Source organism: Lysinibacillus sp. FSL K6-3209 (assembly GCF_037976175.1).
GTDB lineage: Bacteria > Bacillota > Bacilli > Bacillales_A > Planococcaceae > Lysinibacillus > Lysinibacillus sphaericus_D.
This window is the reverse complement of the sequence record NZ_CP150264.1, coordinates 1,777,903-1,804,464: the sequence shown is the minus strand read 5'-3', so window position 1 is coordinate 1,804,464 and position 26,562 is coordinate 1,777,903. Positions and strand designations below refer to the sequence as shown.

The window sequence follows — 26,562 nt, the reverse complement described above, 5'->3', positions numbered from 1 at the left end:
GCAAAAATCGACTAACAATTTTCAAAGGAAGTGTTTCTAATTATGGTAAAACGTAATGATCCATGCACATGCGGTAGCGGCAAAAAATACAAAAAATGTTGTGAAGGTAAACAGCAAGTTACAGTTGAAGCTGTAGCAATCGAAGAACTAGAGCGTGTACTACAAACATTTTATTTAGAATATCCAGAACGCAAAGATGTTCGTGCTTATATCGAGCATGTTGGCACATGGCAGCCTAAATTAGAGAGCGTACTACAACGTGAGCTTATTGAAGCGATTGCGTTAGACGACTTCTTCTTCCATCAAGAGCCATCTATTTGGAAAGGTTATTTAAAGAAAACGAAGAAAAAGACGGTAAGACCTTCAACTTTAAAAGTGCTTGAAGGCTGGTCTCAACCTACACTCTTTATTGGTACGGTAACTGTTGTAGAGGAAAAATATTTTAAAGCTAGTCATGTTCTTTCAAATGAAGAAATTTACATCCGTCGCGAAAATGATAAGCCAATTCCTGAGGGAATGCATGTCTTTGCGTTTATCTTGCCAGATGGCACAAAGCAGGAAGCGCATTATTTAGCGGTATCAACGCTTATATTCTTCCCACATGACCATGAACAGGTATTTGTGAAGTTAAAAGAAAACTTCGAGGCTTCGAATAAGAAGGTTCAAACATTCTTAAAAGAAGATCATCTAACATTCTGGGAGCTACTTGTGTCTAATGGCTACAAGGGCGAAGAATTCACAAACTTCGAGAATGGTGTTATTACACAAGTTAAGGAATTCCTTGAGCAAAATGAGCGTGAAACAGCACCGATGCTTGAACTATTAGAGGATTACTTAATCGAAGGACAACCATCTGCACGTAAAGAAGCGGCAATCGCAGCAGGTGCTATTCGCTACGGTCAGGAAAAAGAGCTATTTGAATCACTTTCTATGACAGTCAAAGAAATTGCAGCGACTTTCGATATTTCTCCTTCCTCTTTAACAAAATACTACCAAGATTTAAGTCAATACGCTTCAACAAAATAAAAAACAGAAAAAGTGTTAGATTGAGTTGCATTCAATCTAACACTTTTTTGCTAAGGTAGTACTTGCCAAGGTTTAGTAGCGATTGGATAGGCTTCTATCCACGATTTACACTGTTTTACCCTCGTTTGATGGACTTCTATCCGCGATTTATATTGTTTTACCCGCGTTTGATGGACTTCTATCCGCGATTTATACTGTTTTACCCGCGTTTGATGGACTTCTATCCGCGATTTATACTGTTTTACCCGCGTTTGATAGGCTTCTATCCGCGATTTCTTCTGTTTTACCCGCGTTCCAATAAATAAATAGAAAAAAGCTACGTTCGTTATCTGCATAACAGACAACAAGGTAGCTTTTTCTATGGTAACCAACCAATTTTATTATTTCCGAACATATAGTTATTTATGCAAGAAAAGCACTACATATGCTTAATTTCATGCATAAAAATTTCTTATTGGATATTTTTATGTGAGTTCTCACAATCAGCGCCTTATTTGCTATACACTTTCATTAGCTCTTCCCCTAAAAACTGCAATCGCTCCCCTACTGTACACGCCTCAATACAAAAACGATGGGCCCCTTGTTTCCCACGTTCTTTCCGCAGTTGCTTAATGACTAAGCAATCAGCACAGTACATATCATGTAGTTCATCAATATCTTTCATAACCGTCACTTTATCCATTAAGAACATTCGCCCCTTTCACGTCCAAAATTTCATGTCTTTCTATTATGAAGTCAACATTGTATTCAAGCAACTATTTTGTTCATCCTAATTTAACAAAAATTGTTTCAATCATTTGGAGGTTGTCAAACAGCCCCATTGCTGTACAATAAAATGGAAGTCTAATCGCAAAGTAGGGATTTTCATGTTAGAGGTCTATATCGATGCGGCAAGTGCAGGTAATCCTGGCCCTAGCGGCATTGGCATTTTTATTAAAGGAGAAGGCCATCACGTACAAATTAGTGAGTACATCGGTCATACTAATAATCATATCGCCGAATTCACCGCATTAGTACGGGGCTTAGAAGAAGCACAAAAACTAGGTACAAGCATTGTCTCCGTCCGTTCCGATTCAAAAGTGGTCGTTACATCTATAGAAAAAGAATATGTCAAAAACGAAGAATTTAAACCTTTTCTTGAACAAGCATTAACACTTGCAAATAATTTTGATTTATTTTTCATCAAATGGATTCCAGATGGGCAAAATAAAGCGGCAGATGCACTAGCACGCAACGCTATTCAAAAAGAAAAAAATTAATAATAATATAGTGGGGATTGCTCGCTAAACACAAGCAATCCCCTATTCGCTTAATTTTAGTTCATTGTATGTTTCTAAAAGCCCTCGATAAGAACTTTCTTCAGAAAACCAAAGTTTTCATTTTTACAAAACTCTACAAATTTAAAAAATTCTTTTTTCAGCTCTTCTTTAAAAGGTTCAATCGGCACAAGAAAAGACTGATAACGATCAAGTTGAATTTCATAATATTGCCCATTTTCTTGAATTGTAGTATCGATATATGGATAATTATCCAAAAAAAATTATATGATGATTGCTTCCATCATATCTACTTTCTAAAAGATAACTAAAAGTACTCCACGTATCTAACAAACATTCCGTTATTTGCTCTTCACCAAAAATGACCACATCATTATAAATTAAGCTGACAAAGCCATAGGAACAGCATCAGTTATTACTTCTGGAAAATTGCTATCATATTGTCGACCAATGAATGTATTTTTTTTAGCGCATTCATAAAAGCACCCCGCTTCCATGATGAGTCTTCTGTTATAAGTAATGCTACTAAAAAATCTTTTTGTAGGGGCAGCTCAAAAAAGTAATTCATCATATGTTTCTAATAGTGCTCGATATAAACTGTCTTCGGCAAACTGTAATTTTTCATTTTTACAAAACTCCACAAATTTAAAAAATTCCTTTTTCAGTTCATTTTTGAATGATTCTTTTGGCAAGAGGAATTGGCTTGAACTATTAAGTTCAATTTGATAAAACTGTCCTATTTCTTGAATTACTGTATCATCATAAGAAGCATTATCTAAAAAAACTATCCCATGCCTTCTTCCATCATAATGATTATCAAAAATATAAATTAAATCACACCACGTATCTAATAAATCTTCCGTTATTTGCTCTTCACCAAAAATAACCACATCATTATAAATTAAGCTGACAAAGCCACATAGGTAATCACCTTCGTTTTCTTCTAAAATCTTCTGTGCCTTTTCTACCGCTAAAGGATTGGTAATGGGGCAACTTTCAATTTTATAAACAGGAGCAGTTATATCTTCTTCCCCTATAAAGGTTTCAATTTTAAGTTTATTCATACGACACTTCACACTTATGAGTAATCCAAAAAACATTGTGGGGACTACTTGCTAAAAACAAGTAGTCTCCCATCTATATTTTAAATTTTAGCCTTCTAAGTTTTTTCCTCTTCATTTTGAAGTAATTCATCATATGTTTCTAAAAGTCCACGATAAGAACTCTCCTCGGAAAACTGTAATTTCTCATTTTTACAAAACTCCACAAATTTAATAAATTCCTTTTTCACTTCATTTTTGAAAAGCTCGATAGGAACTAGAAAACGTGTGTACTAGTTGTATTCCATAAAACTCACCAACTTCTTGAATTACTGTATCATTATAGGGAGCATTATCTAAAAAAACAATTCCATGACTTCTTCCATCATAGTGATTATTAAAAATATAAATTAAATCACTCCACGTTTCTAATAATCTTTCCGTTAATTGTTCTTCACCAAAAATCACCGTCTCATTATAAATCAAGCTGACAAAGCCCATAAGTAATCTCCCTCGTTTTCTTCTAATATCTTCTGTGCCTTTTCCACTGCTAATGGATTGGTAATAGAAAAACTTTCAATTTTATAAACAGGAGCAGTTATATCTTCTTCCCCTATAAAGGTTTCAATTTTAAGTTTATTCATACGACACCTCACACTTATGAGTAATCCAAAAAACATTGTGGGGACTACTTGCTAAAAACAAATAGTCTCCCATCTATAATTTAAACTTTAGCCCTCTAAGTTTTTTTTCTTCATGTTGAAGTAATTCATCATACGTTTCTAAAATTCCCCGATATAAACTGTCTTCGGCGAACTGTAGTTTTTCATTTTTACAAAACTCCACAAAATTAAGAAATTCCTTCTTTACCTCATTCCGGAATAGCTCTATAGGTACGAGAAAACGCTGTAAATGATTTAGTTGAATTTCATAAAAATGGCCGATTTCTTGAACTAATGCATTGCCCTTGTAATTATCTAAAAAAGTAATATCAATACTTCTTCCATCATATCTATGGTTTAAAATATAGATTAAATCACACCACGTATCTAATAAATCTTCCGTTAATTGTTCTTCACTAAAAATCACCATCTCATTATAAATCAAGCTTACAAACCCACTTAAGTAATCTCCTTCGTTTTCCTCTAAAATGTTCTGCGCCTTTTCTACTGCTAATGGAGAGGTAATAGGAAAACTTTCAATTTTATAAACAGGAGCAGTTATATCTTCTTCCCCTATAAATGTTTCGATTTTTAGTTTACTCATACAAAGAACCACACTTTCTCATCATTTTCCAACTGGAAAAGCTGAATTTACATGACCATACTTATTAAGCCTAACTTCATATTCAATTCCGTTTACTTTCGCTCGCACATTTATACCTTGAATATCATTTAATCTTTTAGATATCGCAGATTTATTATTATTAATTACTGTAGTAACAATATTACGGATATCATTAACAGATAAATCCGGATCAAAAAATGTCTTTTTCTCTTTTCCAGTCCAATAATTCGGATGATGTCTTTCCAAAATATGTCTCATGTTAGCCTTCGTAAAATAAACTCTCTTACCAGCACCGACATCAATCGTTACATCTGTAAAGTTTACTACAGCCTTTTTCGCCGCATCTTTTGATTTACTAAAAAATGTACGTTTGCCAATTTTCAGAACCTGTTTAAAACCGAATTTTAGTACTGTATATCTAACAACTTCACCACCGATTAAGTATACCAATGGTGGTATTACGTGAGGCTGTAATATTACAGGATTGCTTTCATACGTTTCCTGCGTTTCTAAATCCGTAAAGATTGTACTGTAATGGTCATCTTCCAGTTGTTGCATCGTCACACGATATTGGTTTTGCTCTACAGTGCCGTTTTCTTCGATAACACTATCGATCAATATTTCTTCGCTTTCACTATCAAACTTGATGTCTAAATCGGCTTTCAAATCCTCGGACTCAAAAGTTGTTTGGACAAATAATTCGTTATCGTATATTTCAATATTCCGAATATTTATCGTACTATCATCTGAATAAATAAGATTTTTATTTAATTCTTCGTATAGTTCTTGTTGGTATTCTTCTGTATTAACGTCTTGTATATCATCTACAGAAATCATCACAATAGGCTCATCAGACACCACATCATCTTCCTGTGCAGCAATCAAATTGGGCCCAATATTTGCAAATAGCAACGCTGCAATAATAATAGATATGAAGGATTTTTTAAATTTCATCTTTTCATCCCCCTTTTTATTATTCCATTTTTAGTTTATTCATACTACTCCTCACACTTATGAGTAATAAAAGAAAAATAGATTGTGGGTGACTGCTCACTAAAAACCAGTCTCCCGTTTATATTTTTTCCTTCTAAATTTTTTTCTCTTCATTTTGTATTAATTCTTCATACGTTTCTAAAAGCCCGCGATAAGAACTTTCTTCGGAAAACTGTAGTTTTTCATTCTTGCAAAACTCCACAAATTCAAAAAACTTCTTCTTCAGTTCATTCAAGAATTCCTCTTTTGGCAAGAGGAATTCCTGGGAAGAATCAAGTTGAATTCGATAATACTGTCCCGTATTTTCAATTACAGTATCAAAATATTTACCATTATCTAAAAAAACAATCCGATGACCCCTTCCATCATATCTGCTTTCTAAAACATAACTTAAAGTACTCCAAGTATCTAATAAACATTCAGTTAATTGCTCTTCACAAAATATAATCTCATCATTAAAAATCAATGAAACAAATCCACTTAAATAATCGCCCTCGTTCTCTTCTAAAATTTTCTGTGCCCTTTCAACAGCTAATGGGTCCTTAATAGAAACACTGTCAACTGTGAAAACTGGAAAAGTACAATGATTTTGTTGCCCAATAAACGTTTCGATTTTTATCTTGTCCATATAAACAGCTCTCCTTTATTTATCTTCCAATAGGGTATGCAGAACTTACGTACCCTTGTTTTTTAATAAAAACTCTATATTCAATTCCATTTACTTTAGCTAGAGCCTCTACACCTTTTCTATCTTTTAAGCCTTTAGAAATAGCAACTTTATTCTTATTTATTACCGTTGTGACAATATTTTTAATATCATTAACAGATAAATCAGGATCAAAAAACGACTTTCCTTCATTTCCAGTCCAATAATTTGGATGATGATTTTCTAGAATATGTCTCATTTTCGCTTTCGTAAAAATAACCTTTTTACCACCGCCTACATCCAAAGTGATATCTGTAAAGTTTGCTACAGCTTTTTTCGCTGCATCTTTTGACTTGCTGTAAAATGAGCGTTTGCCAATTTTCAGGATTTTCTTAGTCCCGATTTTTGTTATTGTATATTGAATAATCGCACTACCAATTCTGTATACAATGGCAGGTATAATGGATGCCTGCAACCTTACAGGATTGCTTTCAAAGGTTTCATCCGTTTCTAAATTCGTAAAGATTGTACTGTAATGGTCATCTTCCAATTGTTGCATCGTCACACGATATTGGTTTTGCTCTACAGTGCCGTTTTCTTCGATGACACTATCGATTAATATGTCTTCGCTTTCACTATCAAACTTGATGTCTAAATCCGCTTTCAAATCCTCGGACTCAAAAGTTGTTTGGACAAATAATTCGTTATCATATATTTCAATATTCCGAATATTTATCGTACTATCGTCTGAATAAATAAGATTTTTATTTAATTCATCGTATAGTTCTTGTTGGTATTCTTCTGTATTCACATCCTGTATTTCATCTATGGAAACCATTACAATAGGCTCTTCAGACACTACATCATATCCCTGTGCAGAAATCAAATTGGGTGCAATATTTGCAAATAGCAACGCTGCAATAATAATAGATATAAAGTGTTTTTTCCATTTCATCGTTTCATTTCCCCTTTATTATTGTATAAATATCGTACCTTTTCCATATTCAGCTGCATTCCAAAAATCTTTTGTCACAGTATATTGTTGTAAGATAGCGTTAAAATTTTCTTTTGGCTCAACCTCCTTATATATTTCTTTCAACTGAATGAATAGATGTGTTGCATAGGCAGCTGCAAAAGAGGTTCCCGTAAAGACAGATGCTTGCCCATTATGATGAATACTTTGTACATTCTCCCCGTTAAAAACATAATCAATTTTTCCAATAGCTGAAAAAGAGGATCGTTTATTTTTTTCATTAATAGAACCTATTGACAATACACCATCCAATTTTGCTGGATAGTCCGTTGCTAAACCATATGTATTACCAGCTGCGGCGACTATAGTAATTCCTTGTTCTACTGCTTTTTCAATAATAGATTCTAGTTCAGAATTGGGCGTTTGAAAGCCAAAACTAATATTAATGAAATCTACCTGTCTATCTATGCACCATGTAATAGCTTCTACTAAATGATCAATTGAGCCATTGCCTTGTGCATCTAAAAGTTTAATATCGTATATTTTTAATTTAGCTTTTGCTTCTCCTACAATAATTCCCGCGACTGGCGTACCATGATTAAAATCATCTTTAATTTTTTCCCCAGGATGCGTTAAATTGACTTCTTCAAATGCGACACCTTGAAAGACATCCAAATCTTTATTTATACCACTGTCCAGTACAGCAACTTTTATATATTCGCCGTCACTTTTTATTGCCAATTGTCCGAAGGCAAAATAACAAAGAATGCAAATAATCAATGACAACAATACACTAAATTTTTTATTGATAGTGTTCGCCACCTTGTTATGTAGTTGTTAAAAAATATTTCCAACATGGATTTCGTAAAGAGAGTTATTCTGTAGGGTTTTTCGAAGACAAATGAAGTTTTTCAATCATTTTTTGATTATTCTAAATTATCTCGATAAAGGTTGTCAATCAATTTAATGTAGATTTCCATGCCAATTTTAATGGCGTTTCCTATTAGTTTAGTGGCGTTTTCTGTAGGTTTTGTGGCGATTCCCGAGGGTTTCGTGGCGTTACCTGAAGTTTTACTAGCGATTTCCTTATGACTCTATCAAAAAAAGCTATCTCAAATGAGACAGCTTCTCTATTATTTTAAATTCCTTTGTAAAAATGCTTTTGTCCGTTCGTGTTGTGGATTCGTAAAGAACGCTTCTGGATGGTTAGCCTCGATAACATCGCCGCCGTCCATAAAAACTACTTTGTTTGCGACCTCTCGTGCAAACCCCATTTCATGTGTCACAACAATCATTGTCATCTGGTCTTCCGCTAAATCTTTCATGACTTTTAATACTTCACCTGTCAGTTCTGGATCAAGGGCAGAAGTGGGCTCATCAAATAATAAAATTTGTGGATTCATCATAAGCGCTCGTGCAATGGCCACACGCTGTTTTTGTCCACCAGACAAATTTGCTGGGTAGGCCTGTGCCTTATCAGCAAGACCAATTTTTTGTAGTAAGTCTTGACAACGTTTTTTAATAGCATCTGATGACTCCGTTTTTAGTAAGCCTGGTGCAATTTCAAGGTTTTGTTGTACTGTTAAATGAGGGAATAGATTAAAATGTTGAAATACCATGCCCATTTTTGCCGTAATTTTTTTAATGTCTTGTTGCTTGGCATATGTTCCGTTTTGTACTAAATAATCACCATCTACACAAATGCTGCCGCCATTAATTTCTTCTAAATGGATTAAGCTTCGAAGCATTGTACTTTTACCCGATCCAGAAGGACCAATAACAGCCACGACATCATTTTTCTCTATGTTCAATGTGATGGTCTTTAGCACCTCTAACTTGCCAAAGGATTTCTTCAAATTCGATACTTCAAGCAATGCCATCTGTGTCCACCTCTATTCAAATTTAAAACGTTTTTCTAGCCACTTAAAGAATACCGTTAAGACAAGCGTCATAACCAAATAAATAGCACCCGCAATAAAGAACGGCACAATGGTAAAGTCACGGTTGACAGCTGTTTGTGCAAAATGCAGCAGTTCAGGTACAGCTACCGCATAAAGAAGTGCTGTGTCTTTAATTAATGTAACGGATTCATTCGATAAAGCAGGCAACGCTACACGGAACATTTGTGGCAATATAATGCGTGTTGTTGTTTGCCATTTTGACAGACCTAATACTTGCGCAGCTTCGTATTGGCCCTTATCAATTGCTAATAAGCCACCACGGAATATTTCTGCAAAGTAGGCAGCATAATTTAAAATAAAGCCAAGACATGCGGCAACAAAGCGGTCAAGTACGAGATATTCACCGATTACCGGCACCATCGGTAAACCGAAGCAAATTAATAACAATTGTAGTAATAGCGGTGTACCGCGCATGACATAAATATACGTATTTGCTAGCCAAGACAGTGGTTTAATACGGCTTTTCACAGCTAATGTAAGCAAAAAACCTAGTGGAATCGATACCAAAATGGCAATAATGAACAGCAACACCGTCATTTTTGCGCCTTCAAGCATCGGCAAAATCATTGTTTGCCAGTAGTCCGCCATAATCATTTTCCCTCCAAAAAGATAAGAGTTTCACGAGGAAACTCTTATCGACTGATAACATTCAATTAAAATGTGCGCGTAAATACACGATTTCTTTACATTATTTTAAAACCTTGTTTTCACCAAACCATTTTGTTGAAATTTCTGCGGCTGTGCCATCTTCATTCATTTTATCTAAAGCGGCTTGCAGTTTTTCTAATAATGCTTCGTTACCTGGTTTGACACCAATTCCGTATTGTTCTGGTGCTAATGATTCATCTAATAATTTGAATGTGTTAGGCTCTTGCGTCATGTAATATTCTGCTACAACAGCATCAATAATGACTGCATCTACACGCCCCGTTTTTAAATCTGTTAAAGCTAATACATTGTCTGCAAATTCTGTTACGTTTTTCACTTCTTTGTGAATTGGATTTGAATTCAGTGCTTCAGCAGCAGATGATTGTGATTGAATACCGATTTCTTTTCCTGCTAAATCACTTAATTTTTTAATAGACGATTTATTTAATACCATTACAGCTTGTGAGTTTTCTAGGTATGGTTTTGAGAATAAAACCTTTTCTTTACGCTCATCTGTAATTGTGTAACCATTCCAAATTACATCGATACGACCGCTAATCAATTCAGCTTCTTTCGTTTTCCAATCGATTGGTTGGAATTGAGCTTCCATTCCCATATGTTCGGCAGCAGCACGTGCTAAGTCAATATCAAAGCCAACGATTTCGTTTTTATCATCACGGAATCCCATTGGTGCAAACTTGTCATCGATTCCAATAATAATAGTATCTTTGTCTGTTGTTTTCGTTGTCTCCTTCGAGCTATCCGTCGTACTCGATTTATCTCCAGAAGTACCACAAGCTGCTAAAGCAAATATAGCTGTAAGCATAAAAAGTAGTGTAAAAATACGCTTCATAATCTAATATCCCCTAACATTGTAATTTGTTTAATACCAAAACTCCGCTTTCTCTTGCTAAACTACTAATGTGTTAAAGAATATCAAACTGGCGCATTATTGTCAATATCCTGATTGAATTATTAGAATATTATTCAATAAAAATTTCTCTATTATGAACGATTGAATATAACAGAAGCGTAACTTGTTCCAACAAAAAAACAGTTCAACTACTCAACTTAGCTGAACTGTTTTTTCAAGAAATTATTTATGCTGTTGTTTTAGCCATTCTATTGCCACATTTGCATGTAAAGCAGCGCCATATTTAAAAATCTCTTCATTTTGGCGCATACGCGGGTTGTGCACTGGAGCCTCGCCTTCTTTGCCAGTTCCTAACACAACAAATGCAGAAGGTACTTCCTGTGAAATGTAAGAAAAGTCTTCCGAGCCTCCGAGGTATCCATTATCCACCACATTTTCAGCCCCTATAGGGCACGTATCGTTAAACGTAAATCCCCTTTCGAAGCTGCGATACCAAAAGCATTTTCTCCAACATCAATATGTACAACTGTACAAAGGACAAGCCCATTATGGCGTTCTGGAGCTGTAAAATCAGGAATTGCTCGGACAATGTTCGCAATCGCAAATGCTGGATTAATGCCCTTTTCCGGCTGACTGGCATGGGTAGGTGAACCTTCCATATGGATGGTCATCCCCTTAGAAGCACATAATGCTGTACCATCAATAATTCCGACGGTTTTATAAGCGAGCCCACTCATATTATGGTAGGCGAAAATTTCGTCGATATTATGTTCTTTAATAAAATCTACACATTGAATGGCTCCATCGCCCGTTTCTTCCGCAGGCTGAAAGAGGAAAAAGATATTTTTATCGGCGCCCATTTGATCGACCTCCAGTGCAAAACCCGCTAAAGTCGCTGCATGACCATCATGTCCACATTTATGTGCTTTACCTGGAAATTGAGAAGCCCAAGGAAGATCAATTACTTCATCCATCGGAAGGGCATCAAAATCTGCACGGAACGCGATATTTTGCGTAGCTGATTTGGCATAGTAAATGGCATAAAACCGCTTTCCTTTAACTACAATTTCTAGATTTGTATACGTTTTCAAAAAATTAACTAAATGTTGCTTTGTCCAAACTTCCTCGTTCGAAAGTTCCGGATGTTGATGCAATTCGTGTCGCAATTGTTTTGCTTAATCGAAATTTAAACTTTTCACTGTGTAATTCCCTCCTAAAAATAACCTGATTTTTTAATCCCTAACGCTTTCAATTTATACAAATTCGTATAATGTATATTGTATATTATATTTTATTTTTTTGTGTATAAGCGAGCATTTTTCATCCTAAAGTGGGATAAGCTCTGCTTTATCAATATTCCAATGTACTTCTTTCATGTATCTCTCTAGTTCAGCTAGCTCACCTTTTTTAAATAATTCCATCATTTTTCGATGTTCATTATTAGTTTGAGACAATCTTTTCTTTGTCAGTTCTGCCTCACCAGAATGAGCGAAGTTTTTCAAAAACTTTTTTTGTAATTGTAAAAGAAGATTTACAAGACTTTTATTTGGGCAGACAGAAAGATAGACGCCGTGAAAAGCTTCCTGCATTTTATGATACATCGAGAAATTGCCAGTATTTATGGCTAAATCAATACTTTGAATATAAAACTCCATTTCATTCATATGTTTCTCGGTTAAAAAAGGGGCTGCTAATGAAGCAGCTAAACCATCTAATGCCCCAATAATAAAATACGTTTCTTTCGCTTCTTCTGTTGTTAGATTTTTAATTACAAACCCTTTTCTTGGCACATTTTCTAATAACCCTTCAGAAGACAATTGTATTAATGCCTCTCTAACTGGTGTCCTGCTAACATTTAAGCTTTCACTAATCGCACTTTCATTGACCTTTTTTCCAGCAATCAGATTCCCGTTGTTGATTTGATCTACGATATAATTATAAACATGGTCTTTTAACGATAAATAATTATTCATAAAGTAACCTCTATTTAATAATATTTTTACAATCCTTTTTATCTACTATACACTATACACTTTTTTCAAGTATCTTAGCCATAGTCATGAAATGGATTTTTATTTGTTAAATCGCTTTCCCTCTTATATAAAAAAACCATTATGTATTGCGATATTTCGCTAACATAATTTCATCATAGTATTTATCGAATTGAGGTAAACCCAACGCTTGTGCAATCTGAAGCTCAGCCTCTCTATCATACTTTACCCTAATAAATTGAATAGCATTGTTTGCATAGGTTCCATCTAGTATTGCATAGGAAGCTGAAGTTAAATCCAGTGAATTGCCTACACTCCCCACGTTACACAAAATACCATTTGTATATGTATGTAAAAAAGTTGTATGAATATCGCCGTAGAATACAATATCAGGAATTTTATTGGTATGGTTTGGATCTGTTATTGTACTATTGTCAAACATAGATAATCGCTTTTCAAGTGGATGACTATCCAAAATACGCTCAAATTCACTTCTTGGAGACGCATGGAAAAACCTTATCAATTGTCCATTTAATTCGAGATCAATATGAAATGGTAACGATTTTAAATACTGATAATCTTTTATTGTTAATCTATATTTGAACCACTGAATAAAATCATTGTCTGTAGGCGATTGAATAAATACGTCCCAATTGCCTCGCACGACTCGTTCGCAATTCTTTTGGATAAGTTCTATACATTCAGATCCACGTGGACCTTTGCCAATTAAATCACCTAAACAAAAAATTCTTTCAATTTTTCTTAAGCGAATATCTTTTAAAACTGCTTCCAATGCCGTTTTATTTCCATGGATATCCGAGATAATTGCAATTTTCGTCACAAAGCTCCCTCCTCTTGCCCCCACCTAACCAGTATTACCTATTACGGGAAAAACAAACAAAATGTCTTCTAATTCCTTTACTAATCTTTGCAAATAGGATTGATCAGATTTAAATTCAAATCTTAACACCGCTCCGTTTCCTACTGGATAACATGTTTGACCTGACCACAATAGTTGCCACATCTTGTTCATTTGACATTCAAGTTGTATATAATCTTCCATATTTAATAGCATTGCTTTACCACTTAAATCACTACTTATCATAGTTAATTCAGCAAGAAAATCCCTTAATTCGTCTGTTCTTAAATCTGCAGTAAATTGAACTAAGTAACCTGGGATTTCGATTTTTATCGTTGATGTAATCCAATTGGCATCCCAATAATCTGTGCTATTGGGGTAACTTCTTACTAATACTTCAATTTCTATTTGTTCATTTTTTCCCCCAGTATATGAAATTTCATTTAAATCACCTCCTCAATCAAAATAAACCTTAAAGCGTCCCTTTAAATTTCTCGGGCTTTTTGACATAGCTTTCGATAATAAAACCGCAGTCTGTACAAAGAATATATTCAACTTCTGAGCCAAAGCTCATCTTGTTCACTGGGTGCATTAATGCATATCCACTATGTTTTCCCTTCCCTAATTCTAGTCCACCACATTTTGGACATTCCGTTATTGTCGGATTCTGATTCACGCGAAAACCTCCTTATTTGATCTATGTAAAAGTTCAATAGATACCATATTATTGATGGTTAAAAAATGTATGCTTTTTCTAACTATATTTACGACCGAATAATTATTTCGTTTCATTTCAAAGTAATCGTTCACATTTACTAATAGTTTTTCAGCAAACAATCTCTATAAATATCTCCTTTTATCGTAATTCTACTATATTTATCTTAATGCCAAACAGCACGAAGAACTTTTAAACAAAAGAAGTATTATATATACATGTTTGTGTCTATTTTGTTAAAGATGTATTTTATATATTGCTTTAAAGATTGTTTAAGCATATAGTAAAGCACGAAAGGACGTGTTCAACATGTTAGATCAACATACAATTAACGTGATTAAATCCACAGTACCGGTTTTGGAGGTACACGGTGTAGCCATTACAAAAACTTTCTATCACAATTTATTTAAAGATAATCCATCACTTTTAAATATTTTCAACCATACTAATCAAACAAAAGGTCGCCAACAGGGCGCTTTAGCAAATACAGTGTATGCCGCTGCACAACATATCGATAACTTAGAACCGATCGTACCAGTTGTCGTACAAATTGCACATAAACATGTCAGTCTTGGCGTCTTACCTGAGCATTATCCAATTGTCGGTCAATACTTGCTTGCAGCTATTAAAGAAGTTTTAGGTGATGCAGCAACTGATGAAATCATCGAAGCTTGGGGCAAAGCGTATGGCGTGATTGCAGATATCTTTATTTCAGTGGAAGAAGATTTATATAAAACGGCAGAACATAATAATGGCTGGCGCGCATTTAAACAATTCAAACTTACGCGCACTGTCAAAGAAAGCGATGATGTTACATCCTTTTACCTGCAACCAATAGACGGCTCAAAAGTACCTGCGTACAAACCGGGCCAATATGTTTCTATTCGTGTAACAATTCCAGGTGAAGATTATTTATTAAATCGTCAATATACATTATCCCAAGCAAGTAATGGGCAAGAATTCCGAATTTCTGTGAAACGAGAAAGTGCACACAGTCCAAAAGGGAAAGTTTCCAACTTCTTACATGATGCTGCACTTGGAACAATTATTGATGTTAGTGCACCAGCCGGTGTATTCACATATGAGCCAACAAGTGCTCCCGTACTATTCATTAGTGGTGGCATTGGTGTAACACCGTTAAATGCGATGTTACAAACGATTGAAAATAAAGAAAATGTTACGTTCCTCCAATGTGCACGGAATGAACATGTCCTTGCTTTCCATGAAGATATTCAAAATAAAATGAATGCTTTAAATGGTCCTACTGGTTTAAGCAAGCTGTTCCGCGTATTCAAAAAAGACAGCAATGCCCATCATAAAGTGTTGTATTCTGATAATAAGGAGTACATTAATGCAAACGTGCTTCGACCTCTTTTAACACAAGATACACAAGTATACATTTGCGGCCCAACTCCGTTTATGGAAGCAGCAGTAAATGCTTTACACGAATGCAATATCGCAGACAGTCAAATCCATTACGAATTTTTCGGTCCCGCACTACAATTAAATACAAAGTAACAATGGACTAGCCCTGTATGCGCAGGGCTAGTTTTTTCTATTGCTTAAGTTATAAGCTTAATTAGCGTTTCTCCATTATTATATAAATTGTATCCTTAATGTTATTTTGTTGACATAGAACTGTAATATTGGCATGTTAATATCATTATTGTACCAAGTAATACGTTTTAATGTTTTTAGGAGGATACATATCATGAAAAAGAATAAACGAAATAAGTGGGGGATGAAATTAGCAGTATTAGCGTTAGGCTCTTCTGTACTTTTTTCAACAATTGACACAGCATCTGCTGCAACATATACAGTGAAATCTGGGGATTCCCTATGGAAAATTGCCAGTCAAAACGGCATTTCTTATCAAACATTGATGAGATGGAATAACTTAACTTCTTCAAATATTCGTGTTGGACAAAAATTAACGCTGAATAGCACGCCTGCAAAAGCTCCAGCAACCCCGAGCGCACCGAAAAGCCTTGTTCAAGTTGCCAAACAGCAATTAGGTGTAAAGTATACATTTGGTGGTAGCAAACCGAGCACAGGATTTGATTGCTCGGGCTACATTACTTATGTTTATAATAATGCTGGTATTTCGACAAGTCGCAAATCAGCAGCAGGCTTTTATTATGCTGCAAAAAAAATAACATCACCACAAGTTGGGGATTTAGTATTTTTCGCCAATACTTATAAAGCAGGCATTTCACATGCAGGTATTTATATTGGCAATAACCAAATGATTAATGCTAGTGATGGCGGTGTTAGCATTGCCAACATTCACAGCTCCTACTGGAAGAAACATTTTGTAGGTTATGGACGCTTATCATGATTTATAAAACAGTTAGGCATGCCCTAACTGTTTTTCTTTTTTTATTGCATTCAGGCTAATCCCAAAATAAAATCGCCCTTTACAATCGTAATGGGCGATTTCTAGGTTTATCAGCAATCTCAAAAATGTTATGTGTGTGCTACTTTCTTGGCTTTTAATTTTGCTAAGCGAAGCAAATAGATAATAAAGACAACACCAAGTACAGCTGCACCTGTCAAATAGACAGAAGCGTACCCTACTTGCACCGCGATCATACCTAAAATATATGATCCAAGGGCAATACCAAGATCGAACATTGTAAAATATGTTGCTGTTGCATAGCCACTACGAGTATGGGCGGTTGATTGAACTGCTAGTGCTTGCAAGCTTGTCGTTACAGCACCGTAACCAAAGCCAATAAAAACGGCCGAAATTAAAAAGAGTGCTGCTCCTGAAACATTAGCAAGGAGGATTAGTCCAATTGCGAAAGAAATAATACCGGGGATAATAACAAACTGCGGTCCTTTCGTATCATAAAGCTTGCCAGTATAAGGTCGTGTAATTAACATAGCGGCTGCAAACACAGCATAAAAAAGACTTGCCACAGCCATTAAATCTTTTTGCTGTGCGTATACTGACAAAAATGATAAAACACTTGCATAAGAAAACGCGACCATACTTGCAATAGCAGCTACTGGCAATGCTTTCCGTTCAAATAAATCATCAAATTTAAATGTCAATTTCCCCGTATGTTCAGGCTTCGGTAAATCCTCTGTATCAACTGTTACAGCTAGTATACCCCCTACTAAAATACAGATACTCATAACGATAAACAAAACATTAAAACTACTATATTGAATTAGTAGTAAACCGATAAAAGGACCAATGACTACGGCTAAATTTGTGGACATTGTAAAATAGCCTAGACCTGCTCCTTTACGACTTGCTGGCACAATATCAGCCGCTAAAGAACCGGCTGCTGTCGTAATAATACTAAAGAAAATCCCTTGCACAAATCGCAAAGTTAATAAAAGACCAAATGGGTGAATAAATAAATATAAAATCGTACAAAAAAAATAGCCTGCAATTGCGATCACTAATAGCTTTTTCTTACCGAACACATCCAATAACTTACCAGAAAACGGGCGTACTATAATGGCAGATAACAAGAACCCCGATAGTAATAATCCCGCTTCTTTATCAGTTTGGTGCAGTTCACCAATCGCATATAAAGGTAAAGTTGTGACTAGACCATAAAAAACAAAAAATACTGCTATATTTGTTAAAAATAAACTAATAAACCGCTTCGTCCATATTTGTGTGTTTTCCTCTTGTTGCATATCAATCAACCTTTCATTTTTTGCAATAGATTTATAAATTGTAACTGTTCTTCTTCAGTCAGGGAACCAACCATTTCGGCTTCAAATGCTAATATCGTTTTTGTAATGATCGGTAAACGTTCTTCCGCCATGGCTGACAACGTCACAATTTTTTCGCGCTTATCTTCTCCTTCAACTCTTTCCACCCAGCCTAAATCTTCAAGCCGCGATATAGCTCTTGTTATACTTGGCGCCTCGACATTTAAATACTTCCAAATTTGTGTCAAAGTCATTGAACCGTGCTTATGTAAACAATATAAAATGGTCCATTGCGAACTATACAACTGATGTTGTTTTAAAACCTCATTTAAACAATTCGTTAAATAACGACTTTTTTGAAATAATGCATGGAAAATCGGATTCATTGTATCTCTCCCTCATTTATTTACCTAGCTAAATAAATACTATACGCCTCATTTTTTATGTTGTAAAGTAAGATATTTTTATTGACGTTGCGCATGCATTTAATGACGTTTTTCTTAAGGTTTGTGGCGATTCTCAAGAGTTTAGTGGCGATTTCTTTTAGTTTAGTGGCGATATGGCCTGTTTTATCCCAAAAAGCAGGAAATTTATAGTAAATGTCGAATAAAGCTACTAGACACTAAAAAAGGGAGATGGAAACATGGGGAAAAACATACTAATTATCGCAGGTGATGCGGTAGAAGCTTTAGAGATTTACTATCCATATTACCGCTGTTTAGAGGCAGGCTATCATGTTACAATTGCCGCTCCGTCAGTAAAAAAGATGCAAACGGTTTGTCATGATTTTGTGGATGGTGTCGATACGTATATCGAGCGTCCAGCATATGGCATAGAAGCAAATGCAGCCTTCGCGGATATCGATCCAGCACAATTTGATGGTTTAATTATTCCTGGTGGGCGTGCCCCTGAATACATCCGCTTAAATGAGCATGTACCGGCGCTTGTAAGTCATTTCTTTGAAGCAAACAAACCAATCGCAGCGGTTTGCCATGCAGCACAAATTTTCGCGACAATACCAGAAGTCCTAAAAGGTCGCGAACTAACAGCTTATATCGCCTGCAAACCGGAAGTCCAAGTCGCAGGCGGTACGTATATCGACGCAAATCTGCACTCCGATGGGAACCTTGTCAGTGGTCATGCATGGCCAGATTTACCTGGATTAATGCGTGAGTTTATCAAAAAAATAGAAGCATAAGGAAGAAGAGGATACCAAAAAAGGTATCCTCTATTTCGACGTTTCCTGAAGCTCGATATCAACTACTTGTTGTGTTTTGGTCGTATATTTTATTGTTACATAAACACCAAATTCTTTGTCACCCTCTTGTAACCACAGTTTAAATTTTTCAATCGTCGCCTCTTCTTTTATTTCACTGCCTTCATGCAAATAGTCAATAATTTTTGAATTAGGATAGGATGACTGTGTTTTTTCAATCGCAAGCTTTCCCCATTTTGCATAAGCAGGTGTTTGTTGTTGAGCATGGGTATCTGGCATTTGTTGTGGAAGCGCCAAAACTGTCATCATAATCCCGAGTGCCGCAAGTATTTTTCGCATGTTGTAAGCCCCTTTCTTTTTTATAGAATGTGCAACATCCTTAGAATCATTATGCCTTAAGCAAAAATAAAGAAAATCGTCTTGTTAAAATGTATGTATTTGTTTAGCCCTGCTGAAACTAAAAATGCTCCAAATGGTAACTTGGAGCATTCCACATAAATTGACTTAACGACTTTTTTTGCTTGGTTGTTGGGGATTATTATGAATAACTTGATTAAATTCGGCTGAATATTCTTCCCGATCATTTCTTTTATGTGTATCTTCTTTCTTTTTCTTTTTGAAGCTTGTTTTACTTTTCTTTGCCATTGCTAACGCCCCCTATTTAGCTCTTTTTATTGGATTGTTGATTTTTATCATGGTTCGTTTTATTGTTTTTATTTTTCGCTTTGGCATCAAATTCCGCACTGAATTCTTCGTTTAAATTATCATTTGGGTTGTTGTTGTTACTATTACTATCATCAAGGTCTTTACTTTTATACGTTCCAAAAGGATTATGTGTTCTTTTATTCATTGTTTTATTATTATTTTTGTTATTTCTATTTCCCACAGATATTCACCTCCTACTTGTAATGTGCGCACGCGTGAAGGTTTTATGCTATGGTGAAAACTTCAATGGAAAAATTCCAACTACTGCAAGACTTGCCATATTGACAAATAGTAATAAACAATCTAGCAAACTTCATATATTATTAAGAAGATATACTACATAATACTTTCACTGTACGTCATAACTTAAATCATAAAAGGAGACATACCATGTCAAGTTCTCTATCATCCGCTAAATTAAATGTGCCTTATAGTACGACCGAAACAATAGAAAGACCTAGATTATATGATTTCTTTCGTGAAAATGAACAAAAAAGGGTTACTATCCTTCGCGCGCCAGCAGGCTACGGCAAAACAACACTGTTAAGTCAATGGCTTAACCATTCACAACACCCCATTGCTTGGGTCGCAATAGACCAAGCAGATAATGATCCTAGTAGATATTGGACTTTTGTCTTTCAGGCAGTCGCGAAAGCCTGTGAAACAGATGTCGATCAAGTGCTCGCATCACTATTACAAGGGCAAGATGTTTCCACTTTCGATTTTCTGATAGAGTCGTTTATCCACGAACTAAATATGGTTGAAAAATGCTTGCATCTTGTTATGGACGATTACCATTTAATAGAAAACGAAACAATCCACCGTACGATGATTAAACTAATCGAACAACTCCCCTCGCATGTTCATATATATTTGACTACTCGAACAGCTCTTGCATTACCGATTGCGATATGGCGAGTAAAACAATGGGTCCTTGAATGCAATACCGAACATTTACGCTTTACTAACCAAGAAACAAAGCAGTTTTTTTCGTTAAAAAATTCAATCTCATTAAACGAACAACAATTACAAACAATACAAAATAAAACAGAAGGATGGATCGCAGGATTACTATTAACGAGTTTAACTAATTTTAATGAAGTACAACCATTTATTTCTAATTTTTTGTGGCAAGGCATTATTCATAAACTCCCAAAAACAATACAAAATTTTCTGTTGAGAACCTCTTTTTTACATGAATTAGAGCCTGCTATATGTGACCAATTAATAGAGGGGACGAATAGTGCAGAACTATTAGCTTATTTAGAAGAAAATGGTCTGTTCACAGTTTGTCTTCAATCATCAAAACTTGTGTTCCGCTATCACCATTTATTTGCTGAAGCATTACAAGAAGAACTGATGAAACAATATACCGCACAAGAAATAAAGTCCCTTGTCGAAAAAACGGTTCAATTAATTTATGCAAAAGGTGATTACACTTCAGCGATTGAATTAGCATTAAAACATCAATTGTATGAGCAAGCCCAACAATGGATTTCTCATCATCTTGTTCAACTTTTTTTATCAGGTCAAACAGCAACTTTTATGCGCTGGCTACAACAGCTAAGAGACAATCAACAAACAGTTCCCTATGAAATGCTTATTGTGGGCTATGAACGGGCAATTTCAATATTAGAGATGACAACCGCTACCTCTATAATGGAAGAGCTTGAACAGCGTCAACTCACTGAACAATGGATGGAACAAAAAGAAAATATAGCTATCGCGAATATTTACGAACGAACCAAAGCATATGCCTTAGTTGCCTCGGGTGGAAAATTACAAACGGTGAAAGAATTATTAGAAAGGCAGCTTACTACACAACAAGCTCCGTGTCGTTGGGATAAAGTACGAATGCCCTACAACAATTTTGAATATAAACTTTCGCGCACAAATTTAGCTTCAAAAGGCAAATTACCTGCAATGGATGAAGTTCCAAAAATTACACAGCTATTTCGGAATACAAATTTTAAAACATTATATGTGACCGCCTATATATCTGGCATTGCTGCTGAGGTGTACTATGAGAGAAATTTACTAGAAGATGCGCAAAAGGAGCTTGATATTGCAATCCAATTAACTCAACAACAGCCAGATCCTAATTTATTTGTTCCTATGTATTTGCTAAAGGCTAACATTTACACGCATCAACAGCAAACCAATACTGCGCGCGCTATGCTGACACAACTGTTAGAAGATGTTGTTGAAAAACATTGGCGAAATACTATCCAAATTATGATTGCTTTTTGTTACATTGTGGAGGGTGATGGCGAGCGTGCAGAGTCTATCCTACAAGCAACAAAAACGAAACAGCCGTTTTGGATGCTAGTGTATGCTAGGTTATTATTAGTAAAGAAACAACCAAATGATGCATTATCTATCGTCGTACAAGTTAAAACAAAAGCACAACAAGACGAGCAAGTTGGGACAATTATTGAAGCAACCGTTCTTGAAGCGGTTTGTCAACTTCGTTTAGACAACCATGATATTGCTTTAGATACTTTACACGAGGCGCTACAATTGGCAGCAAAGTTTTACTACGTCCGTACTCTATTAGACGAAAAAGAAATACTGCCCCTTCTCAACCAGTATTTCCAATTAGAGTCCCTACCATCTAAATGGAATCCTGTCCCTAAAAGTTATTTTGACTATTTACAAAAAAATTGTACAGTGAGTAAGGAACCGAATGATTTACTTACCCCGCGCGAACAAGAACTCTTGGATTTATTAACAAAAGGGCTGAGCAATCAAGAAATAGCCAAACAGCTGCATCTATCTAATGGTACAGTTCGCGTTTATTTATCTACTATTTATAGTAAGCTCGGTGTCAATTCAAGAGCGAAAGTAATTGCACTTAAAAACCAACGATAGCAATTCGTAAAAAAAATGTACATCACTAAAAACGTTAGTGATGTACATTTTTATTTGTCCTTTAGACAATTGTATATTCAGTTATGTTAAGTAAGGCACCGACTGCACCGGAAAAACCGTGGTCATTGATAAAAACAGGTGTATGCTTTTTCGTGCGTGTATAATTAGCAATGACTTGTGCAAGATGTTCATTATAACTTAGGGTAGAGCCAATATATACAATATGTTGGGCATTTTTTTCCTCGGCATATTGTATACTAAGCGTCGTAATAACCTCACCAACGAGACCTTGAACAGTGGCAATAATATCCTCTGCTGGTTGTTTCAATTCTTCGGTAATACTGACTTTACCAAAATTACTTGCCGTTAAATGCCCGTCAATAGGTGTATCCATACCTTGATAAATATCTTTGACAAGTAAGTCTACCCCTTCGCGATTACCCTTTGTAGCCATCTCTCGGATTTCATTGTAATCTGTAATCCCTGTTGTAAGCGCTGACAATCCAATCAAGGTTCCGCCGCCAACGCCTGTCCCTCCTACACGTATATGGGTGTTCCCCTCCATATAATGGATTGACGTTCCCGTACCAATATTGGTAATCATACTACGCTCGAAAAAGTATCCTTCTTTATTCAGTAAAAAACGAACTCCCTTCAATGTAGCTTCAAACTCTACTATATAATGAATCGATTTCATTGTTTTGATGACATCAAGTAATTGTTCTGTACGTCCCCCCGTAACACCAATATCCTCAATATCTGGATTATTTCGAATCCACTCCATTACAGACTGCAAATCATTGGACGGAAAAGTTGTTAAAATAAGCTCATTGTGCTCGTCTAAATAAGCAACTTTCGTCAATGTGCCACCTGTATCAATACCTATAGCCTTTGGCATACCATTCTCCTTTAACTTTATTCAGCAGAAATTTTTCTACCTAAATAGATGGTTAGTTGAATATGAATACTAGTTTACTCTTTTATTCAGCGTGTGTCTAAACACTAACTGATAAAAGTTCATGCCTCCGGCGATTGTCACGGATTTCAAAAGGAGTTTTTGTGTATGCACAATTCAAAATCCTGACGCACTTTATTTTGCGTGAAAGCGAAAGGTCAGCGATCATTACGCAAGAGGCAAAATTGAATATTCGCTCTCCCTAAACTTTACCGCTGTTGAAATGATTGTGCAATAACTTGGCGAACTTTCATATAAAATAACATGAAAAATAGCACGTTAAATAGATAAATTAAACAAATTATTGAATTTTATGTAAAAAAAGAGCCACTGTCAAAACAGTCGACTCTTTTTGTAAATCGTATAACAAGCTAACATAATTATTGTGCAGAATATCCGCCATCAATTACTAGTTCGCCACCTGTAATATAAGAAGCTTCATCAGATGCTAAGAATAAAATAGCATTGGCAACTTCTTCTGGTTGGCCAAGACGACCCATTGGAGTAGCACGAACTAACATATCCATTGCTTCTTTAAATTGACCGATGTTCGCAGTCATTGGTGTTTCAATTACACCAGGGAATACTGTGTTTACCCGAATGTTAGATTTTCCTAATTCAGCAGCCGCAGCACGTGCAATGGCGCGTAAAGAACCTTTTGATGCTGTATATGAGTTTAAGCCCGAACCGATGATAGCTGTGTATGAAGATGTATTAACGATGGAGCCTTTACCTGCCTCTTTCATGTATTTAGAAACGTGTTTAATTCCTAAAAACGGACCGAATGAGTTAATTTTGTGCATAATGGCCCAATCTTGGTCTGTAATATCTTGTGGAGATTTTTGTGAAGAAATACCAGCATTGTTGATTAAAATATCAATTCGACCGTATTTATCAATAACTGCTTTTGTAAATGCAGCCCAGTTTTCATCAGATGAAACATCTAATTTCATACCTTCTACATTGTCTAATTCAGAAATTTTAGCTAAATTTTCTTCGTTAATATCCGCAGCGATGACGATTGCGCCCTCTTTAGTGAATAATTCTGCCATTGAAGCACCCATACCTGATGCGCCACCTGTAATAATTGCAATTTTGTTGTCTAAACGACCCATGAATAAAAACTTCCTCTCTGTTCTATTTCGCCTAAGCGTCTTAAGCGCTGTAACGTATCTTTTTATACCAACAGTCACCAAGTACTTTAAAACTATTACCAATATTCAAATACTGTATAGCTTTAAATAGTTTACTATTAAACTTTATCATATATTTGCAATGTTTTCAAAGATTATGACTGGAATTTAAACAATCTGTTTTATCTTTCTCCTGTTTTGCGATACGATATAGATAGAGGCTTGACCATTTGAACGGAGGAATACAAGTGAAAGATCAAAAAACACTTTATAAAGAAGCGATGCATGTTTTAAAAGAAACGAGTCGCACATTTTATATACCTATTACTTTTTTAAAAAATGATTTAAAAATGTCTGTTGCCGCTGCTTATTTAGCGATGCGTGCCATTGACGAAATTGAAGACCATGAAAAGCTATCGAATGATGTGAAGTTTGATTTACTTTCAGCAATAAGTGAATTATTAAAAAATGAATTCGATGCTGTAGCATATCAAACCTTAGTAGCTCCATATGCTGATCAACTGCCTGAAGTTTCCCTTCGCCTAGCAGATTGGCTAACATTTTGTCCAGATGGCTCTCGAAAAATTGTCCAAGCTTCTACAAGTGAAATGGCTTATGGTATGGGAAAATGGGCAAAAGCCAACTGGCAAGTGCATACACGTGAAGATTTAGACGACTATACATACTATGTGGCAGGACTCGTTGGAACGATGCTGTCAGAGTTATGGGCGTGGGGTGCTGACATTCAAACAGATCGTGATTTAGCGATTGGCTATGGTCGCGGACTACAAGCCGTCAATATTTTACGTAACCAGCATGAAGATTTAGATGAGCGTGGTGTCAGCTTCGTGCCGGACGGTTGGACACGAGAAGATTTATTTGCCTATGCAGAGGAGAATTTAGCCAAAGCAGATCTTTATATGGAGGCTATTAATAAGCGTACCATTTTGTTGTTCTGCCGACTTCCACTTGCGCTAGCGCACAAAACATTGAAAGCGATGCAAGAAGGTCGTGAAAAAATGACACGCGCAGAAGTGGAGCAAACAGTAGAAGAAGTGCAAGGAGAATAGAGGTGCCTGACACCCAAACAATTCAGACAATTCACTTCAATTTATAAAAATGCATAGGCCCTTGTCTTAAGTAAGCTTAAGACAAGGGCTTTGCTTTTATATTTCGCTAATGAATCGACTAATTAGCTCATAGCTCAAGTATAGCGAAAGTACAGATAATAATGTAAATACAATCTTTTCTACTTTTCCACCTGTTCTTGTTGTTAGTGGAAAACGAACCGACATGTTGAATGGAAAGAAAAGCTTCACTCCCTGTTTCGTTCCCATATCCAATATAATGTGACTCGACATCCCTATTAAAAGTCCCGCAACAATCGACGGATATGGAATAATTGTCTGTAACAATATCGCTACCAAAAACACAAACAATAAACTATGTGTAAAAGAGCGATGTCCAAATAGTTTGTTTACCATTTTTGAAATAAGAGGAAAGGTTCTCCCGATTTTACTTCCTCCGTGGCAAATATCTGGAAGTAATGCACCGAGTACACCCGCTCCTACTAATACAAATGGATTATCATTCGAAATTTGTGCAAAAGCAAGGCTAGCTGTGATGCCTCCAACAATATGTGTATTCCCTTGCATGATATCTCCCTCACTTTATATGTATTAAACGTGTTACTTTTCTACTGTACCATATTCCTCAT

34 protein-coding genes are annotated in these 26,562 nt (G+C 35.7%); 7 read left to right on the top strand and 27 right to left on the bottom strand.

Translation table 11 applies throughout. The annotated features are described in order from the left end of the window. The first annotated feature begins 42 nt into the window (after positions 1-42). On the top strand, positions 43-1,026 hold the full coding sequence (locus tag MHH88_RS08580; RefSeq protein WP_339262433.1) for an SEC-C domain-containing protein: 984 nt from the start codon (positions 43-45) through the stop codon (positions 1,024-1,026). 490 nt (positions 1,027-1,516) lie between these two features. On the opposite strand, the gene MHH88_RS08575 is transcribed toward MHH88_RS08580, so the two are convergent. Further along, a complete protein-coding gene (locus MHH88_RS08575; RefSeq protein WP_024363446.1) occupies positions 1,517-1,708 on the bottom strand; it encodes a zinc-finger domain-containing protein in 192 nt (63 codons plus the stop codon). Positions 1,709-1,892: 184 nt separating this feature from the next. Here MHH88_RS08575 and MHH88_RS08570 point away from each other — a divergent pair, with 184 nt between their 5' ends. Further along, positions 1,893-2,285 carry a ribonuclease HI family protein gene (locus MHH88_RS08570; RefSeq protein ID WP_024363445.1) on the top strand — a complete coding sequence of 131 codons (393 nt, stop codon included), beginning with the start codon at positions 1,893-1,895 and terminating at the stop codon, positions 2,283-2,285. Positions 2,286-2,359: 74 nt separating this feature from the next. Here MHH88_RS08570 and MHH88_RS08565 read toward each other — a convergent pair whose 3' ends face one another. The 18 genes from MHH88_RS08565 to MHH88_RS08480 form a co-directional block, all read right to left on the bottom strand. After that, positions 2,360-2,560 carry a hypothetical protein gene (locus MHH88_RS08565; RefSeq protein ID WP_339262432.1) on the bottom strand — a complete coding sequence of 67 codons (201 nt, stop codon included), beginning with the start codon at positions 2,558-2,560 and terminating at the stop codon, positions 2,360-2,362. Between the two features lie 294 nt (positions 2,561-2,854). Next, positions 2,855-3,367 carry a hypothetical protein gene (locus MHH88_RS08560; RefSeq protein WP_339262431.1) on the bottom strand — a complete coding sequence of 171 codons (513 nt, stop codon included), beginning with the start codon at positions 3,365-3,367 and terminating at the stop codon, positions 2,855-2,857. A gap of 228 nt (positions 3,368-3,595) precedes the next feature. Continuing rightward, complete coding sequence (locus MHH88_RS08555; RefSeq protein WP_339262429.1) at positions 3,596-3,844, bottom strand: hypothetical protein; 249 nt, start codon at positions 3,842-3,844, stop codon at positions 3,596-3,598. Then, entirely contained in the window at positions 3,826-3,987 is a 162-nt protein-coding gene (locus MHH88_RS08550) for a hypothetical protein (protein WP_339262427.1), read from the bottom strand. Before MHH88_RS08550 ends, MHH88_RS08555 begins: the two co-directional genes overlap by 19 nt. Before the next feature lie 73 nt (positions 3,988-4,060). Next, positions 4,061-4,609, bottom strand: coding sequence for a hypothetical protein (locus tag MHH88_RS08545; RefSeq protein WP_339262426.1), 549 nt, complete (start codon positions 4,607-4,609; stop codon positions 4,061-4,063). A gap of 21 nt (positions 4,610-4,630) precedes the next feature. Continuing rightward, complete coding sequence (locus MHH88_RS08540) at positions 4,631-5,584, bottom strand: SAR2788 family putative toxin (protein WP_339262425.1); 954 nt, start codon at positions 5,582-5,584, stop codon at positions 4,631-4,633. Positions 5,585-5,717: 133 nt separating this feature from the next. After that, positions 5,718-6,251 (bottom strand): hypothetical protein, encoded by a 534-nt coding sequence (locus MHH88_RS08535; protein WP_339262423.1) that lies wholly within the window; start codon positions 6,249-6,251, stop codon positions 5,718-5,720. A 19-nt stretch (positions 6,252-6,270) separates the two neighbouring features. After that, positions 6,271-7,224: an SAR2788 family putative toxin gene (locus MHH88_RS08530; RefSeq protein ID WP_339262421.1), complete on the bottom strand. Its 954-nt coding sequence runs from the start codon at positions 7,222-7,224 to the stop codon at positions 6,271-6,273. Between the two features lie 18 nt (positions 7,225-7,242). After that, the gene (locus MHH88_RS08525; protein WP_339262419.1) at positions 7,243-8,028 is read right to left on the bottom strand and encodes a S8 family serine peptidase; all 786 of its coding nucleotides are present in this window, start codon (positions 8,026-8,028) and stop codon (positions 7,243-7,245) included. A 347-nt stretch (positions 8,029-8,375) separates the two neighbouring features. Then, positions 8,376-9,122: an amino acid ABC transporter ATP-binding protein gene (locus MHH88_RS08520; RefSeq protein WP_103976992.1), complete on the bottom strand. Its 747-nt coding sequence runs from the start codon at positions 9,120-9,122 to the stop codon at positions 8,376-8,378. A gap of 12 nt (positions 9,123-9,134) precedes the next feature. Next, entirely contained in the window at positions 9,135-9,791 is a 657-nt protein-coding gene (locus MHH88_RS08515) for an amino acid ABC transporter permease (protein WP_025219199.1), read from the bottom strand. Between the two features lie 100 nt (positions 9,792-9,891). Further along, positions 9,892-10,704: an amino acid ABC transporter substrate-binding protein gene (locus MHH88_RS08510; RefSeq protein WP_339262417.1), complete on the bottom strand. Its 813-nt coding sequence runs from the start codon at positions 10,702-10,704 to the stop codon at positions 9,892-9,894. A 243-nt stretch (positions 10,705-10,947) separates the two neighbouring features. Next, positions 10,948-11,157, bottom strand: coding sequence for a M20/M25/M40 family metallo-hydrolase (locus MHH88_RS08505; protein ID WP_339262416.1), 210 nt, complete (start codon positions 11,155-11,157; stop codon positions 10,948-10,950). A gap of 11 nt (positions 11,158-11,168) precedes the next feature. Then, positions 11,169-11,816: a M20/M25/M40 family metallo-hydrolase gene (locus MHH88_RS08500; RefSeq protein ID WP_339262414.1), complete on the bottom strand. Its 648-nt coding sequence runs from the start codon at positions 11,814-11,816 to the stop codon at positions 11,169-11,171. 234 nt (positions 11,817-12,050) lie between these two features. Next, the gene (locus tag MHH88_RS08495; protein ID WP_024363433.1) at positions 12,051-12,698 is read right to left on the bottom strand and encodes a GntR family transcriptional regulator; all 648 of its coding nucleotides are present in this window, start codon (positions 12,696-12,698) and stop codon (positions 12,051-12,053) included. Between the two features lie 139 nt (positions 12,699-12,837). Next, on the bottom strand, positions 12,838-13,557 hold the full coding sequence (locus tag MHH88_RS08490) for a metallophosphoesterase family protein (RefSeq protein WP_339262412.1): 720 nt from the start codon (positions 13,555-13,557) through the stop codon (positions 12,838-12,840). 24 nt (positions 13,558-13,581) lie between these two features. After that, positions 13,582-13,740 (bottom strand): hypothetical protein, encoded by a 159-nt coding sequence (locus MHH88_RS08485; RefSeq protein ID WP_339262410.1) that lies wholly within the window; start codon positions 13,738-13,740, stop codon positions 13,582-13,584. A gap of 307 nt (positions 13,741-14,047) precedes the next feature. Then, positions 14,048-14,251, bottom strand: a complete 204-nt coding sequence (locus MHH88_RS08480; RefSeq protein ID WP_339262409.1) for a transcription initiation factor TFIIIB — start codon at positions 14,249-14,251, stop codon at positions 14,048-14,050. A 348-nt stretch (positions 14,252-14,599) separates the two neighbouring features. Here MHH88_RS08480 and hmpA point away from each other — a divergent pair, with 348 nt between their 5' ends. After that, positions 14,600-15,808 (top strand): NO-inducible flavohemoprotein, encoded by a 1,209-nt coding sequence (gene hmpA / locus MHH88_RS08475; protein WP_339262407.1) that lies wholly within the window; start codon positions 14,600-14,602, stop codon positions 15,806-15,808. Between the two features lie 193 nt (positions 15,809-16,001). Beyond that, positions 16,002-16,628: an NlpC/P60 family protein gene (locus tag MHH88_RS08470; protein ID WP_069511486.1), complete on the top strand. Its 627-nt coding sequence runs from the start codon at positions 16,002-16,004 to the stop codon at positions 16,626-16,628. Between the two features lie 128 nt (positions 16,629-16,756). On the opposite strand, the gene MHH88_RS08465 is transcribed toward MHH88_RS08470, so the two are convergent. Beyond that, positions 16,757-17,947: an MFS transporter gene (locus tag MHH88_RS08465; protein ID WP_339262406.1), complete on the bottom strand. Its 1,191-nt coding sequence runs from the start codon at positions 17,945-17,947 to the stop codon at positions 16,757-16,759. 5 nt (positions 17,948-17,952) lie between these two features. Continuing rightward, positions 17,953-18,351, bottom strand: coding sequence for a MarR family transcriptional regulator (locus tag MHH88_RS08460; RefSeq protein WP_339262404.1), 399 nt, complete (start codon positions 18,349-18,351; stop codon positions 17,953-17,955). Between the two features lie 257 nt (positions 18,352-18,608). On the opposite strand from MHH88_RS08460, the gene MHH88_RS08455 reads away from it, so the two are divergent. Continuing rightward, a complete protein-coding gene (locus MHH88_RS08455; protein ID WP_025219190.1) occupies positions 18,609-19,163 on the top strand; it encodes a DJ-1/PfpI family protein in 555 nt (184 codons plus the stop codon). Positions 19,164-19,193: 30 nt separating this feature from the next. Here the strand turns inward: MHH88_RS08455 and MHH88_RS08450 are convergent, their stop codons facing one another. The 3 genes from MHH88_RS08450 to MHH88_RS08440 all read right to left on the bottom strand — a co-directional run bounded on the left by MHH88_RS08450 (position 19,194) and on the right by MHH88_RS08440 (position 20,067). After that, complete coding sequence (locus MHH88_RS08450) at positions 19,194-19,520, bottom strand: DUF3889 domain-containing protein (protein ID WP_339262403.1); 327 nt, start codon at positions 19,518-19,520, stop codon at positions 19,194-19,196. 165 nt (positions 19,521-19,685) lie between these two features. After that, positions 19,686-19,826 (bottom strand): hypothetical protein, encoded by a 141-nt coding sequence (locus MHH88_RS08445; protein ID WP_162832722.1) that lies wholly within the window; start codon positions 19,824-19,826, stop codon positions 19,686-19,688. A gap of 16 nt (positions 19,827-19,842) precedes the next feature. Then, on the bottom strand, positions 19,843-20,067 hold the full coding sequence (locus MHH88_RS08440) for a hypothetical protein (protein WP_081327935.1): 225 nt from the start codon (positions 20,065-20,067) through the stop codon (positions 19,843-19,845). Positions 20,068-20,276: 209 nt separating this feature from the next. Between MHH88_RS08440 and MHH88_RS08435 the strand changes: the two genes are divergently transcribed. After that, a complete protein-coding gene (locus tag MHH88_RS08435; RefSeq protein ID WP_339262400.1) occupies positions 20,277-22,757 on the top strand; it encodes a LuxR C-terminal-related transcriptional regulator in 2,481 nt (826 codons plus the stop codon). Between the two features lie 61 nt (positions 22,758-22,818). Here MHH88_RS08435 and coaW read toward each other — a convergent pair whose 3' ends face one another. Then, positions 22,819-23,655 (bottom strand): type II pantothenate kinase, encoded by an 837-nt coding sequence (gene coaW / locus MHH88_RS08430; protein WP_339262399.1) that lies wholly within the window; start codon positions 23,653-23,655, stop codon positions 22,819-22,821. Between the two features lie 437 nt (positions 23,656-24,092). Next, a complete protein-coding gene (locus tag MHH88_RS08425) occupies positions 24,093-24,827 on the bottom strand; it encodes an SDR family oxidoreductase (protein ID WP_339262397.1) in 735 nt (244 codons plus the stop codon). A gap of 266 nt (positions 24,828-25,093) precedes the next feature. On the opposite strand from MHH88_RS08425, the gene MHH88_RS08420 reads away from it, so the two are divergent. After that, complete coding sequence (locus MHH88_RS08420) at positions 25,094-25,915, top strand: squalene/phytoene synthase family protein (protein WP_258041052.1); 822 nt, start codon at positions 25,094-25,096, stop codon at positions 25,913-25,915. 96 nt (positions 25,916-26,011) lie between these two features. On the opposite strand, the gene MHH88_RS08415 is transcribed toward MHH88_RS08420, so the two are convergent. Then, complete coding sequence (locus MHH88_RS08415; RefSeq protein WP_103977000.1) at positions 26,012-26,500, bottom strand: metal-dependent hydrolase; 489 nt, start codon at positions 26,498-26,500, stop codon at positions 26,012-26,014. Between the last annotated feature and the right edge of the window lie 62 nt (positions 26,501-26,562).